The organism is Tropicimonas sp. IMCC6043 (assembly GCF_004146235.1).
GTDB lineage: Bacteria > Pseudomonadota > Alphaproteobacteria > Rhodobacterales > Rhodobacteraceae > Tropicimonas.
Genome location: NZ_SELO01000066.1, coordinates 1 through 14,326 on the forward strand (window position 1 = coordinate 1; position 14,326 = coordinate 14,326).

Annotated in this window: 14 protein-coding genes; 4 read left to right on the forward strand and 10 right to left on the reverse strand. The window is 59.9% G+C overall.

Annotated features, from left to right (window positions below):
* Positions 1-470 precede the first annotated feature (470 nt).
* A complete protein-coding gene (locus tag EU800_RS24155; RefSeq protein WP_165354828.1) occupies positions 471-692 on the forward strand; it encodes a serine hydrolase in 222 nt (73 codons plus the stop codon).
* 67 nt (positions 693-759) lie between these two features.
* Here EU800_RS24155 and EU800_RS24160 read toward each other — a convergent pair whose 3' ends face one another.
* The 8 genes from EU800_RS24160 to EU800_RS24195 all read right to left on the reverse strand — a co-directional run bounded on the left by EU800_RS24160 (position 760) and on the right by EU800_RS24195 (position 8,432).
* On the reverse strand, positions 760-1,503 hold the full coding sequence (locus EU800_RS24160; protein ID WP_129636054.1) for an anti-sigma factor: 744 nt from the start codon (positions 1,501-1,503) through the stop codon (positions 760-762).
* A 23-nt stretch (positions 1,504-1,526) separates the two neighbouring features.
* The gene (locus EU800_RS24165; protein ID WP_129636055.1) at positions 1,527-2,027 is read right to left on the reverse strand and encodes an RNA polymerase sigma factor; all 501 of its coding nucleotides are present in this window, start codon (positions 2,025-2,027) and stop codon (positions 1,527-1,529) included.
* Positions 2,028-2,088: 61 nt separating this feature from the next.
* Positions 2,089-2,367, reverse strand: a complete 279-nt coding sequence (locus tag EU800_RS24170) for a hypothetical protein (protein ID WP_129636056.1) — start codon at positions 2,365-2,367, stop codon at positions 2,089-2,091.
* A 317-nt stretch (positions 2,368-2,684) separates the two neighbouring features.
* Positions 2,685-3,143 (reverse strand): hypothetical protein, encoded by a 459-nt coding sequence (locus EU800_RS24175; protein ID WP_129636057.1) that lies wholly within the window; start codon positions 3,141-3,143, stop codon positions 2,685-2,687.
* A gap of 197 nt (positions 3,144-3,340) precedes the next feature.
* Complete coding sequence (locus tag EU800_RS24180) at positions 3,341-4,030, reverse strand: DnaJ domain-containing protein (RefSeq protein ID WP_129636058.1); 690 nt, start codon at positions 4,028-4,030, stop codon at positions 3,341-3,343.
* Entirely contained in the window at positions 4,030-4,749 is a 720-nt protein-coding gene (locus tag EU800_RS24185; protein WP_207209994.1) for a VWA domain-containing protein, read from the reverse strand. The genes EU800_RS24180 and EU800_RS24185 overlap by 1 nt, the downstream gene beginning before the upstream one ends.
* A gap of 510 nt (positions 4,750-5,259) precedes the next feature.
* A complete protein-coding gene (locus EU800_RS24190; RefSeq protein ID WP_165354829.1) occupies positions 5,260-6,822 on the reverse strand; it encodes a caspase family protein in 1,563 nt (520 codons plus the stop codon).
* A gap of 263 nt (positions 6,823-7,085) precedes the next feature.
* Entirely contained in the window at positions 7,086-8,432 is a 1,347-nt protein-coding gene (locus tag EU800_RS24195) for an IS5 family transposase (RefSeq protein WP_129636061.1), read from the reverse strand.
* Between the two features lie 593 nt (positions 8,433-9,025).
* Here EU800_RS24195 and EU800_RS24200 point away from each other — a divergent pair.
* Positions 9,026-10,183 carry a hypothetical protein gene (locus EU800_RS24200; protein ID WP_129636062.1) on the forward strand — a complete coding sequence of 386 codons (1,158 nt, stop codon included), beginning with the start codon at positions 9,026-9,028 and terminating at the stop codon, positions 10,181-10,183.
* 131 nt (positions 10,184-10,314) lie between these two features.
* Here the strand turns inward: EU800_RS24200 and EU800_RS24205 are convergent, their stop codons facing one another.
* Positions 10,315-11,511: a winged helix-turn-helix domain-containing protein gene (locus EU800_RS24205; RefSeq protein WP_129636063.1), complete on the reverse strand. Its 1,197-nt coding sequence runs from the start codon at positions 11,509-11,511 to the stop codon at positions 10,315-10,317.
* 180 nt (positions 11,512-11,691) lie between these two features.
* Positions 11,692-12,387 carry an SDR family NAD(P)-dependent oxidoreductase gene (locus EU800_RS24210; protein ID WP_207209995.1) on the reverse strand — a complete coding sequence of 232 codons (696 nt, stop codon included), beginning with the start codon at positions 12,385-12,387 and terminating at the stop codon, positions 11,692-11,694.
* 238 nt (positions 12,388-12,625) lie between these two features.
* Between EU800_RS24210 and EU800_RS24215 the strand changes: the two genes are divergently transcribed.
* Positions 12,626-13,729 carry an integrase family protein gene (locus tag EU800_RS24215; RefSeq protein ID WP_129636065.1) on the forward strand — a complete coding sequence of 368 codons (1,104 nt, stop codon included), beginning with the start codon at positions 12,626-12,628 and terminating at the stop codon, positions 13,727-13,729.
* Entirely contained in the window at positions 13,710-14,207 is a 498-nt protein-coding gene (locus tag EU800_RS24220) for a hypothetical protein (RefSeq protein WP_129636066.1), read from the forward strand. Before EU800_RS24215 ends, EU800_RS24220 begins: the two co-directional genes overlap by 20 nt.
* Positions 14,208-14,326 lie beyond the last annotated feature (119 nt).

Consider the following 14,326-nt stretch of genomic DNA (forward strand, 5'->3'; position numbering starts at 1 on the left):
CCTCGCGGACCAAGGCGCCCCGGCAACCGCCAGCTACATAGGGAGCGCGTCTGCCGGGGCGCCGATCACGCTGGAACTGGCCGGATTTTGTGCTGCCCTCTGGCAGGAAATCGCACCGCCGTTGACAGATAGAGGGGGGTGGGGCGTCCGGGTGACCTTCGCGGCGGTACTGCGTCCCACAAGCCATTCATTGCATGCCATGGAGGGCGATACTGAATAGGGGGTAGGACAATAATCCAGAGCCCTTGGCCCGCAGACCCGTCTCTCCCCACACGCGCAGAATTTTTTTCCCGCCAAGCTTGGTTCTCGCGTGTCAAAGCCGACGGGATCGGCATCTTTGGCCTCGATATTTCGCCGGCGCACTTTTTTTGTTTATTTTCTGTGTGTTACAATAAGGGAACTTGGCCTGCCACCCCTCTCTCCGCGATCCGGCGCTTGCTTGGGATCATTTTTCCCGTGCAGGACTTCGCGTGGCCTGTATCAGCGTTGCGGCCGAATTTGGGTTGGGCATCGCCGCTACCAAACCAGTCACCGCGTGGGCGATGCATAATCTTACCGAGGAGAAGCTCGTCGACCTCGATGCACCGATCGAAGACTATCTCGCGGGATGGCAACCGCCGCCCTCGGATTTCGATCACTCGAAGGTTGCGGCACGTGCGATACTCGCCCATGGCGCGGGCAGACGTCGATAGCCATCCCCAAAAGACCCTCCGGGATTGTCGGGATTGGCCGGCTTAGTGCGGTCAAGTTGATCAGGCTCTACAGTGCGAAACCGTCGCGCACCGCGACCGCAGCGCGCCTGAGTTCTTCCTCCGAGAAAGGTCCTGCAACGCCGAAGCCTTCTTTTCCGTTGGCCCAAATCACTGAAGCGGATTCCGTCTGCCGGCGAAAGTGCATGCCGGTGGGGCCATCGCCTGTAAACTCGGGACTCATCAAGACCACCAGACGCCGTCCGGTTGTATCCTGGTACATGAGCATTGCTGCCGGACGGGTTTCGCCAGCAACAAGGCGTCCGCCCAAAAAGGTGAAGCCCTGATCGTCGAGCATCGGCACCGCAACGCTTCGACCGGTCCGGTTGGTCAGCCAGTCCGCAAGCTGCGCGGCGTCCGCGGCCGCGAGTTCGACCGGGCGGCGCGCATCGGGCGCGTAAGTCACCCAGTTCGCACCGGTCTCGCGGGCGAGATTATCGAGCACGTTGGTCTGCGGCGAAAACATACCATGCGCCACCCAACCCGCCGATGCGCCGGCTGCTATCAGGGCCACCGACGCCGCGAGCAGCGGCGCGCGCCTGCGGCCCCGCACAGCCTTGATATGCTCTTCGGGCACCGGCAAAGCATCGGCCCTGGCGGAACGCGACAGGATCGCGGCGTTTATAGCCTCGTAATCAGCGGCAACTTCCGCTGCGTCGGGGTGCTCGTGCAGATAGGCACGAACCAGCGCCGCCGCATGGTCGGAAAGCTCCCCGTCGATATAGGCGTGAATGTCCTCGACGGTTACCTGCATGTCATTGTCGTGTTGCGAAACCATTACAGCACCTGCCTGAACGAGGGGGATTTCGTCCGTCCGAGCGCCTCGCGCAACCGCCCCCTCGCACGGTGCAGCCGCGACATCAGCGTGCCGGGCGGAATACCCAGAACTGTCGCCGCCTCGGCATAGCTCAACTCGTGAATCCCAACGAGGATCAGGACGTCGCGCTGATCGTTGGGCAGACGGTCGATCGCCTCCAAAACCTTGTGCGCGTCGACCCGACCCTCGGCGCTTTCCTCGTGAGCGTGCAGCTCCGGGACATCGTGGAGCGGTACGTTCGGGCGTGATCGGCGCCGCGTGTCGGCATGGAGGTTGTGCAGTATCGAGAACAGCCATGGACGCAGCCTGCGATCCGGTTGCCACTGGTGGAACCGGGCAACGGCACGTTCCAGGCAGCTCTGCACGAGATCTTCGGCAAAGTCGCGTTCGCCGGTCAGCGCGTACGCATAGCGGCGAAGATGCGGGATCTCCGTGATCAGGATCGACAGGTCGCGCGCCATGGCGTCTCCAGGATACCGCCTTGGGCGCGCCGGAAATGCGCTCAGGCGGTGGGGGGTGTTGTCAGTTTCCGGTGCGCCCTTCGAGACGTTCAGCGAGGCTCTCCGGATCGAAGGAGGGAGTCCCCGTGTCGCCGCCAGCATTCGGATTGCCAAGGCCCGGCACCGTGCCAGGGTCAGAGGCCGAACCCGATTTGCCCGAAGGGTTCCCCGCCACCGGGTTGCCAAAATCCCGCTCGCTCGCGCCGGCGGCGGTGGCGCCGTTGAAAAGGTGATCGTCCGCCAGCCCCGCGGAGGCGAAGGAAAGGCTTGCGAGAGCAGTCGCGAAAAGCAGTTTTGTCATGTCTTTCTCCTGTCAGGAACATAGCCAGCTCGATGCCGACAAGGGAAATACGCAATACGGCGGGAATTATTCCCTGGAATTCCCAGATCTACGGCCAAGCGCTTGTTTGCAGCCTCCTCGGTACCGGGCAGTGAGGCGTCGGCCGGGGCATGCAAACCGGCGACGGCGGCTCCCGAAGAGGCAGTCGCGAAAACCGTAGGAAGAAACCACGCTGCGCAGGCAATATTGCCGGTGAAACGGCCGTACCTCTCCGTCTGCACGTTGCAGAGGTCCAACGTGGAGGAACCCTCATTCCAAAGCGCAGAGTTCGCCAGTGATTACCTCATTGCCACCCAAAGGACTCGCGTGCCTGTTCCCTGAGGAACGTCTCGAAGAAGTCCGTGAAAGTCGCCACGAGCGGTGGAAGTTTGTTGTATGGAGGATAGAACAAGGTGAGCCAGAGCGGCGCCACGGCCCAGTCGGAAAGCACAATCTCGACTTCGCCGGTGGTAATGCCTTAGGACCAATATGACGCCAAGGCCCATCAGGACGACACCGCCAATCAGATGCGAAATCTGCGAGTAGCGGCCTGTGCCGGCTGCGGCCCGAAGCGTGACCATCGCGGCAACAAAAAACACGATGTCGTCCATCAGAAACACTTCCAGGTAATGGAGCAAGTAGCCGTAGTACACGGGCATCGACAGATCGTGCATGGCCAAGGTCTGAGTGTAGACCGCCGGCAGATCCGCCGAGCAGGCAAGTTCCACCAGGTTGACGGCAATGGCGAGCACCGCCACGCTTTGTGAATCCCGGAGACAAACTGGTCAGCGGAAACGGTCGGATTTTCTGACCGTCGCGGAGAAAATTTCCGCATCTTTCGCCTGAGGCAACGAGCTTAAGGGGGGAGATGTATGCTGTCGACCTTTACGGGCGGGTTCGCCGGGCGTGCCATGTCGATGGGATGAGCAAGAGCGAAGCGGCTAGGCTGCGCATCCTACGGTTCGCCAAGGAGGCGGTCTCTTGCTGCGGTGATCTGAGCCGTCAAGACTGCAGAGCCTCCACTGTCCGGATGCAGCCTCTTGATCAGACGGCGAAAGGCCTCGCGGATATCGTCCTCGGTCGATCCCGGCTCGAGCCCCAATACGCGGTACGCGTCCTCCCGGCTCATGTCGTTTGCAAAGGGTGGCGGGGTTTCGTTCTCTTCGGCGCTACGGTCCGCATGATCGCGCCAGTCAGGTTGGGCGCGATCGAGATAGGTTTCCAACAGCTTCAATGACTGCTCGTCTGTTTGCATTTCTGAAAGAAGCTGCAACAGTTCCGGCAGTAACAGATCGGAGAGGAACTGCCCTTCGCGTGGTCCGCAGAGGATCCGCCCATCGATATCTCCGCTTTCATGATCAAGAGTCATTTCCAGATGCGCCGAGCGAACCCGGGATTTCCTTGGCGACGCCCGCCTAGGCTTTGCTGCATCTCTCGGCACAAGCGTGGCTGCGCCGAGAATGAGGAGAAAGAGGGAGACGGCGAACAGCCGAAAGAACAACAGCCAGATAGCAGCCGAGATCAGTCCCACTCCCAGAAAGCTCTGCGAAGCGGTTGGGAATACCGAGCGGAGCACTCGATAAACGATCCACACGGTCGTGGCAAAAGCAACGGCGCCCGTAGCGATCGTCAGAACCGGCTGCATCAGCGCATGTCGGCCAGAAGCTGTCTTGCCGTGTCGCTGTCCATGGCTTCAAGAGCTTTGAGGCCGCCGGCCGCGTAGGCGGCGACGGCAACGAGCAGCGCCCTCAATTCCGCGGCCGAGTTCTTGTCGAATGGGAGATAAGCGCCGCCGGTCAGTTGGGCGATCTGGCGAAACGCGGATTCGGCCACCGGGTCGCGGCCGTCATGGAAGACAAACGCCTTAACGCCGCGCAGGCCCAGTTCGCCGGCCAGCCCTAGCAATTCGTCGGTGTTTTCTTCCATTGAATCGCCCACGTAGACCAACGCAGCCAAGCGTTGCTTTTCGGCTTCCTTCTTGGCATGCGCCAGAACCCTAGCGATTTGCGTTAGGCCTCCTCGGCAATCGATCTTTTCCATTACGGCGCGCAAGCTTTCAGCGTTGTCCACCCAGCGGGAGGCACGGCATTCGCGTTGACCGCGGAAGTAGACCAGTTGGACCGAAAGATTGCCAGTGGCGGCGACCGACGAGAACATCTCGCCCTGCAATCCGCAGGCCATGTCCCAAGCGGGCTGTCGGCTCATTGTGGCATCAAGGGCAAAGATCAGCCGTCCTGATGTTGTACCTGCAGGGAGTGCCAAGTGCTTGGCATCCCGCAAGAACGCGTCGATCTCTCCCTGGCTCGATTTCTCCCGAGTTGAGAGGCCGGTTCTGCCCTGTCGCGCAATTTCGGTCTTTTTCATAGCCATCAAATTCGGTTCGGATCTCGAGCGAAGGCCTTCATCTGGAGCAGTCGGGCCGCCTGAGCATAACATGATATTCTAACTATAGTGCAGGAAGCGTGAGACCAGCAATCGGAACCGGGACATGCACGGATCTATATGCCTTGGCACGTCTGCGAGGTTGTTCGTCCGATCGGGGCCGTCAAACCGATGAGAACTTTCTCTGCTGTGGCAGAGCAACTAACCATTTCTGAAACGGGTCTACGTTTGTCCGACACCGCCGTGTTCCCGTTTAGGCGGCCGAAACTCCGAAGAATGTGAAACCCGGAGAATACACCAGTTCGTGCGGCAGCGGATGCCTTCATCGCACGGGTGACGTCCGATTGAAACGATACGCATAGCTGCTGTGATCGACTAAACGACTCTCGATTCCCCCTTCGACGGTTCACTGCGCTTAGCAGGCGTTGGGCAGTTTCTTGATTGCGTCCGCTTTTAGGCGACACGCATTTGTTCGGGCAGCACCAAATGAAGTCAATCTATTTCTATGACAAAGCCGGACGCTACGCCGGCTATGTCGTTCCATTCCGGTGCCGACTGTTGGGTCGCCATATGGAGTGCCGCGACGGTCTCCCACCCATTGAAGTTGTCCGGCTGACCAGCGGCCCAACCTAAATAACTCAAAGGTTCGCCGGTCACCCATCCCCAGAGGCCCGCCTCACTCTTGTAAAGTCCAATCAAAGGGCCTCTCAATCCGTTGCCGTAGATAGGCTTTGAGAATAAATTTGGGTCGCTTGAGACAAGCGATTTCACAAAGCGGTTCTCTCTGTCGCTCGTAATGGTGACGAGATGTCCGCCGGCGCTTGCCGCCGCTTGGCTCGAACTATGCCAATCGGCTCGAACCGCAAGGACCGCGACGTATAGACGACCCTCGAAATAGTCGAACACGATCTTTCTTTCGAAGAATGTCTCAAAGATGCGGGCCAGCCGCGGCTCCATGTTCGAGGGCAATTTGTCAGCTTTGTAGGTGCGTGCCTTGGAGCTTTTCAGCGCGTCAATGGCCGGTGCGTTTGGCAAACGGTCTAACAACTGTTTGGAAACGTGGTTCGCTGGCGGTAGCCCCAGTGTCAGGCGTGCAGCAACGATAGCCCGCCGGGTACTAGGGCCAAACTGCCCATCTAATGGGCCGGGGTTCTCGCCAAGGTATAACAACGCCGTCTGAACTTGGCGTCGTTGTGCCATGGTTAGGATATTGTCAATGTTGGCAGTGGCGCTGGGCGCCTCGATCTCCATCCACGGTATGCTCGGCGAAACATTGCGTCGCGAGTTCGGCCCTCCAAACGATGGACTGAGTGGCGCCAAGTATATGTCTTCTCCAGGCAAAGCCCCATAAGTAAAAGGCTCCTGCCTGCCATTTGTGAGGTTAAACACCCGGTCTCGCACCTTTCGGAACAACTTGCTGACTTCGAGGCCCGGTTCCTCGAGATACTCCAGCAAAGCCTGCGCATACGGTGAATTCCGTCCGGTCCCGTCAAGGGCCAACGTTCCCTCGCGTGCCGCGTAGGCAACCAGCACGCCGCCCGCGAGAACTCCTCCAATCGGGTCTACGCGACCCAGGCCAGTGCCGATGGAGCGTGTGCCTTCGCTTTCGCGAAGTCGGTCTGCGAAAGGATTGTCACGACATGCATCCACCAGAACGATCTTGACGCCATCGGAGGGCGCCAGCGCCCGCATTACCACATCAAGCGGAATAGCCTCGAGCTGAACATCTTTCCCACTTTGTAGTTCGGCATTCACCGGTAATAGGTAGTTGGCCTTGTCCACCTCGATCCCGTGACCCGCAAAGTACACCAGAGAAAGTTCTGCGGTCTCGGCCAAACGCGCAAACTCTTGGAATTGCTGGCGCATCTGCCGATCATCAGCGTTGAGGACGAGTTGGACGTCGAACCCAAGTCGACCAAGCGATGCGGCAATATCGGTGGCGTCATTAATTGGATTATCGAGGGCCGGCACCCGTTCATAAGCGGAGTTGCCGATGACCATCGCAACACGTTCGGGGTTTTCCGCAACAGATGCTACCGCGGTTGCAAGAAGCATCACGGCTACTGAAAGGACTTTGACTAGCATTGCTTCGTATTGATCAGACCAATTACAGCTGAGGCTCTTTCCTCCTAACCTAAGCACCTCGGGAGATAGGGGCAATCATCATCGCAATCCACATTTGCCAGCGGTTAGCAGTTTCCCAATCCAGCCATCTGAGTGTTTTTCTCAGATGACCGCAAGGTCGGCAAACTTGCCCTCGGTGGCTTCGCCGGGCGAGACCGGGCGCTCTCTTATATAGTTCGGTCTGAACAATCCGATCAGGCTGCTGCGAGGTCGCGCCGGTGATCGGAATGCCGGATGGCTTGGGTCGTGCTGAGGGTGAGCAACAGAAGCAAGAGAGCCCTGAGATGGGCGAGGATCTTGCGAATGTTGTGGCCGCAGCCGCAGAGCACGGCGGAGATTGCATCTCCCTGGGTCCCCTTCAGGGGGCAACGTGCGAGGCGTCCATCAGTTTTCATGTGGCCGATTTCAGGCTCGATGGCGCTTCGTCGCCGGAGGAGTTTGGCCAGAGCTGGCGTTAGGCCGCGGCGGGTGCCGGAGATCAGCACGCGGGTCTTCGTGACGCCATGTCCGCGATAGCCGCGATCGACCACTGCCAGCCTGGGCGCCGCGCCGGTCAGGATCGTGACCTGCTCAAGCGCCTCGTCGAGGGTGTGGCCGTCGTAAGGGTTGCCCGGCAGTGACCGCATGCCCACCACGAAACCCCTGTCCAGTGTGGTGGCGAGGCTGACCTTGCAGCCGAATTCGTAGCGCACCCGCGCCTTGCCCTTGGAAATGCAATCGACTGCGGTTTCGTGCAGGGCATAGAGCTTGTCGCTACCCTTCGGTTCCTGATGGAGCAGCCGCGAAGTCAGGGCCAGCATTTCCGTGAGCCGCTCGCGATACGGCCCCTCGGGCACGTCGCGCAGATGGCGGCGGATATCGCGGAGCACGCGGCCGGTGTAGCCTTTCAGCGTTCTCAGGGCCTTGCGCATGCGCTTGAACTGGCGGGCATGGGCATATCGGCCGACCTGTGCGGCCAGCCGCGGTCCCTTGCGGGCATAGGATTGCCGGAGCTCCAGCCCGCCTTCGCGGGCGAGGGCAACCAGCTTCCGGCGGGCCTTGTCGTAGAGCCGGGCATCCGTCGGGTGGGCGATATTCTTTTCCATCACGGTGGTGTCCACCGCCACGCGCGAGAGGCTGCCGTCGTCGATCACCCCGGACTCCCGGCCAGCCTCGATCGTCTTGGTCAGAAGCCATTCGGCCCCCTCTTCACCGATCCGCTTGCGCCAGCGGACCAGCGATGTCGGGTCGACCGGGGGATGGTGTTGAAAGAACGTCTCGCCGGTGAAGTGTTGAAAATACGGGTTCTCGACCCAGCGTGCGACGACCGCCTCATCCGATAGCCCGTAGGCATGCTGCAGATACATCAGCCCGGCCACAAGGCGAGGATCGGTCGCCGGGCGCCCCCTTTTCGACGGAAAGAACCCGCTCCATTCGTGATCGAACCAGTCCCAGTCGACGAGTTCGGCCAGCTTCACCAACTCATGGCGCATGTCGATCATGTCGACGAGCCTGGGACGGAGAAGGTCATCCTGTTCGGGCGGACGCGGGCGGTGCTTCATCAGGCAATCCGAAATTGCAGGGTTTCCGCATGAATCCTATGAAACCCTGCCGTTCCACGCTACCAGAACCGCCCGTTTCCTTCACAAATTCAGTGATTTCGGACTTGTTCAGACCGAACTATATAGCAGGTCGGCTTGCTGCGCTGAGCTGCCGTGTTGAAAAACTCAGTATCTGACCGAGGTCGGTCAATCTCACAGAAATTCTTCCCGCAGAAGCGCTCAACCGGAAACCATGTTTGGCGAGACGGGCTTCCCGAGAACGATGAACTGGTTTTTGAGCACGATTTTGCGCACGTGGAGTTTTTCAACACAATCAGCCCAATCCGGGCATTACGCGCAGAACGGCAGTCGTAACTGCAGACCACGAATGCAATTCTCTTCCGTCACATCAAGCACGCAGGCCGATTTGACGCACAGCGCCGGCTTCAACTAGCGTGAAGGCATAATGTCGAGCGGATATCTCACCGGGGGGAGCGATGTCGGACAGTTTTGACGTCAGAGCGGAACTGCTGAGTGAGCCTGGCGAGTTGCCGCTTCGGGTGAGCGTAGCCACTGGAGGACGGGCGAGGCTCGGCCTCATTGGGATCGGTGCCATGATTCTTCTTGTGGGGGTACTGATCTGGACCGGTGGCATCCCAATGGCGCTGGCCATCAGCGAAGGCATGGTCCCATCCATTGCGCTGATTGTCATGGCGCTTGGGGTAATCGTTGGACTTCGCGGCCTGTTCGCCAAGAGCGCTGCGCGGGTGTTCGAGGTGACAGATAAGGAGGTGCGCCAGACCTCCGGGCGCGGCAGCGGCTGGAGCGAACCGTTGTCGAACTTCCGAGGTGTCCGATGGCGCCGCAGGATCACTGCGGAGGACAAGCCGCGCCACGTGCTCGAGCTTGTACACTCCGATCCTTCGCGTATTGTGCCACTGTTTGCCAGAGCAAGCGGGCGGGCGAACCGGCTCGATTCACTCAGGCTGGCGCGCGAGGTGTTTTCCAGCGCTAAGGCGGGTGAGACTGACACCTCGCGGTTTCAAGGCGAGGCAAGTCGTCTCGTACGCCAGGCCACTGGCGACGACGTGCGCGATGTCTGGGAAGGTCTGGCTGCGCTACTCGGCGTGCCGGCAATCGATTCACGCGGCGGCGAGGAGGAGTCGCGGGCCGTTGCCGACCTCGACAAGTCGATCGCCGATCTCGCGTCCGAGGGCCGGGTCAGCCGGGACTGGGACGACAGACCGCCGCCTCAGACGCTCCACGTCGAACGGGTCACAGGCGAAGAAGGGGCTGAAGCCTTGCGGATCGAGATCCTCGCGTCGGAACACCCTTGGGCGATCAAGCCGATATCCTATGGAGTGGGCGGCCTTTGCATCGTGACCGGCCTCTACACATTTCAGTTCGGCGCGGTTCTGGCCGGGGCCATATTCATCGGCATTCCCTTCGCCCTTAACTGGATGGACGAGAAGTCGCGCCGCACGATCACTATCACGCGCAAAAAGCTCTCTTATACGAACCCGGCAAAGCAAGGGACGCGGAGGAAGGATTTCTCCGTCGCTCTTTCCGATATAGAACGGATCCACATTCAAGACGCGCTCGATCGCGATACCCATGGCACCCTGAACCGGGTTCTCAACCGCGGTCAGTTCGGGAACAAGAACCTGATCATCTCCAGCGACCAGCGCGAACGTCAGATAGGTTACGGCCTCGACGACAACGCGCTGGAATGGCTGAGAGCTTATATCGTCGCCGCCATCGCTAATGCGTAAAGCAAGAGAAACCGGGCGCACGCGCGGCCTTTCGCCTTGCGGCGGTCGCATGTAGCCCGCCCATCTGACAGGTTGCATTCGATCCGATCAACACGGCGATTAGAGGGAGAGAGACATGCGCAACATAGGGTTCACCCCTGCAACCAGTCATCTGAGAACTCGACAACTTCAACTCCGGCCAGGCTCCTGACCCGCTCGAGTTCGGCTATCAGGGCAGAAGTCCGCCCCTTTCCCATCCGCAGTCCGGGTTCGGGCCAGAATGCGCTGACGGTGAGAACATTGCCGGTGCGCCTGGCGTCGAGACGTCCGATCACACGGTCGCCCTGCAGCACGGGAAATATGTAATACCCGTACTTTCGCCTGGCTTCCGGCACGAAGATCTCGATCCGGAAATGGAAACCAAACAGGCGTTCGGTGCGTGCCCGGTCCCGCAACACCGGGTCAAACGGCGACAGAAGGCGCACACGGGACGATGGGTCCGGCAGCGAGGATATGGTGTCGAGCACAGTTTCGGTCGTGAAGCTGCGACGACGGGAGCCATCTGCCATCTCGATGTCCGTCTCGATGATGTGGCCGGCAGACAATGCCCTCGCACACCAGGCCCTCGCCTCGTCCCGCGTCACGATCTCGAAGAAGGCCGCCATCTCTCCGCTCGTGCCAAAACCAAGTCGCTTGAGCGCCTCCGACATCGCCCAGTCAACGATCTCGCCGTCGTCCTTGTGGCTGTTGCGGTGCTCTGCCGGGATGACGCGCTCGGTCAGGTCATAGAACTTCCGGAAGCCCCGGCGATGGCAGATCGCCAGTCGGCCGGATCTCCAGAGGAACTCCAGGGCCGTCTTGGACGGATGCCAGTCCCACCAACCCGACGAGCCCTTCTTCTCCCCGCCGCCGAGATCGTTGGAACATGCCGGGCCCTCGTCGGCGATGTGCCGAAGCACGGTGTCGATTTCGGACTCCCACCCCTCGCGCCGTGCCGCCGGCCAACGTGCACGCATGCGTGCCTCGTCCCGAGCGAACTTCAGTCGCCACATCGGGTAGAACTCCATCGGGACGACGGCTGCGTCGTGTGTCCAGTGTTCGAACGCGGTCCGGCGATGCGAGACGAGGCGTTCGAGCGCCTCCGGTCGGTAGCGGCCCCGGCGGGACCACAGGATCAGGTCGTGGGCGCGGGCGAGCGTGTTGACGCTGTCAATCTGGACGAAGCCGAGTTCGTGAAGCACGCCGTCCAGATCATCATCTCTCCCGGGGCCCGACCCCGGACGCAACAGCAGGTGCCGGTCCAGAAACAGGCGGCGGGCACTCTGATTGTCCAGCAGTGAGCGCGTCATCCGCTCACTCCGTCGGCAATGCTGCAGAAATCATCCAGGGTCCGCACTGCAGGGCCACTTCGACGGGCCGAGAGCCTTCGGCAAATGGAAGCTGTGTCGCAACCTGGCGTCTTCAACACGCCTTGGCCGCCACATCGGTGGTTTTTCAGGAAAGCGTTTCGCGGGAAGTGAGGCAAGTTCCTAGAACCGCTCGACCCAGGGGCGCACGGCCATCTCGTTCGACCAGGCACTGCGGTCCTGCTCGATCAGATGGCGATATGTTCGCGCGATCGCTTCCGGTCTGAGCATCGAACCCGGGTTGTCCTCCGGCTCGATGCGGCCGGGATTGAGAATCCCGCCGTCGATATTGATCCATGCCACATGGATACCCTTCGGGTGAAGTTCACGGGCCATGCTCTCGGCCAGGCCGCGCTGTGCGAACTTGCCCATTGCGAACGAAGCGGATTGGGGAAAGCCCTTCACCCCGGCGGAAGCCCCCGTGAAAAGGATGGTCCCGCGTTTCCCATCAATCGGTTCGGCATCCAGCATCCGCCTGGCAGCATGCTTCCCTGTCAGGAAGGCGCCGATTGCCGTGATCTCGATGGCCCTCCGGACATCATCGAGGCTCAACTCGGTGATTGGCCCGCGAACACGCGCGGAGGGGTTGTAGATGACCACCCTCGGAGCCTCCGGCAGTTCGGCAAAGAGTTCCGCAACCGCGCCTTCATCCGTTGCATCCAGCAAAACGGTGCGAGCGCCGGTCTCCCCGGCCACAGACTGCATCCTGTTTCCGCTGCGCGCTGCCAGAGTGAGTTCGTGATCGATCATCAGTTCCCGCGCCAGGGACGCCGACAACCCGTCACCGACCCCGATGATCACGGCTTGCGATTTGGACATCGTCATCTTCTGTTGCTAGCCTCAGCCAATACTTGACCCCGGAACGGCCATGACATAGGTGGTAATCCGCTGAGCGGGCGTTGTGTAGTGGTAAGACCTTAGCCTTCCAAGCAGGATGTATAGTATTCCTGATGTGTCACAGACATTCCTAGTCATTCAATTTGTTGACAAATTACGTTCCAGGTGTTGGACTGAGTTTCCCCGATGTTCAGTCCAAGTCCGACAAATTTCCGACAAAATGCCAAAGCTCACCGAGACCTTCGCCCGCAAGCTGCCACCTGCAAAATCCGGCACCGAGAAGCACTGGGACAACGAGGTGAAGGGCCTCGTCCTGTTCGTCGGCAAACGATCAAAGACCTGGTATTTCCAACGGGACGTCGGCGGCCAGACCCGTCGAGTTCTCATAGGCCGATATCCGGTAATCTCTGCGCAGGCCGCCCGGCAGACCGCGCTCGGTTTCGCGCTGGAGTGGGGCCGCGGTGCCGGCAAGAAGATCCAGATCGGGGCGCCGACCCTCGAAACGGCGATGGAGGCCTACCTCGCCCGCCCCAAGCTGCGCTCGGAGGCGCACAGGCTGGTCCTCCGACAGCAGTTCGAGAAACACCTGAAGGACTGGCTGCGCCTGCCGCTGGACGAGATCTCGAAGTCGCAGGTTGTCGATCGGCACCGGTCGCTGGCCGACCGACCTTCGACAGCCAATCATACGCTCAAGTACTTTCGCACGGTCTGGAACCATGCCCGCCGGACCCATGATCTACCGGAATGCCCGACCATGGCGATCGAGTGGTATCCGGAGGAACCGAAGGGCGAGATCATTGAAGACCTGAAAGCCTGGCGGTCGACAATCGACGCCCTCTGCAACCCGATCCACACGGTCTTCTACGAACTTCTCCTGTTCACCGGGTTCCGAAAGAGCGAGGCGCTCACGCTGGAGTGGAAACATGTCCACGAGAACCACATTCACCTGCCCATGACCAAGAATGGGCGAAGCTTCGATCTGCCGCTCCTGCAGCTCCATCACGAGATCCTGGCACCGATGCGCGGTCTGCATCGCAAATGGGTGTTTCCATCGCCCAAGGGGCCGGACGGACGTCTGACCAACCCGACGCGAATGGAGTGGAACCCACACGCCCATCGCCGAACCTTCGCCACCGTCGCAATGGAAGCAGGCGTACTTGAGGAGATCGTCGGCAGACTGCTCAACCACACGCCTCTGTCGATCACTGGGCAGAGATACACGAAGCCCTCGCTTGACGCCCTACGGCCGGCGATGGAAACAGTATGCTATGAGCTGTCAAAAAGAGCGAAAAAGCAAGAAGCACATGTCCACCAGCAACACTAACCGAGTGTACCATCCCCTTAAATACGCCAGTGAAGAATATTGGGGTTTGTACGACCTCCTTGTTCCAATCCTGAAAACGCACTTCAAGAACTGCAAGAAGTTCAAAGCGGAAGAAGAAGCACACCATTTTTTGTCAAACTATAATTACATCCGAAAGAACCTGTGCAAGAGGGAAACGGCGGCCGATTCACTCGACAAGTTACGGAGAGCGATCGTCAACCTTTTCGACGCATTCGGAAATACGCCTGAACTTTTGCTGGAAGAATTGGCGCTGAACCATGAGGACGTTCTTCAAGCCGCGAAAGAAAAATTCATGAATGAGACAAAGCTGAATTTCTTTTCCTGGTCCACGGTTGACCTTCCAGATGTAAATAAGGCGGTCAAATCGCTGATAACCCTTTGTGAAGAGCGCCAAGGTCTGCTTTCAGCCATTGAAATAACGCGGAGGAATCTTCCTGAAGGGTTCGAGACTGTCTGACGTCAGCACCCCGCGGAGAGATTTAGGGGTTTGAGCAACGGAGGGTTCTGGTTCATCGAAGCCGCCAAGGAGCGAAGATGAAACAGACACCCGGAACATCGAAGGATGCCGCTGACAAG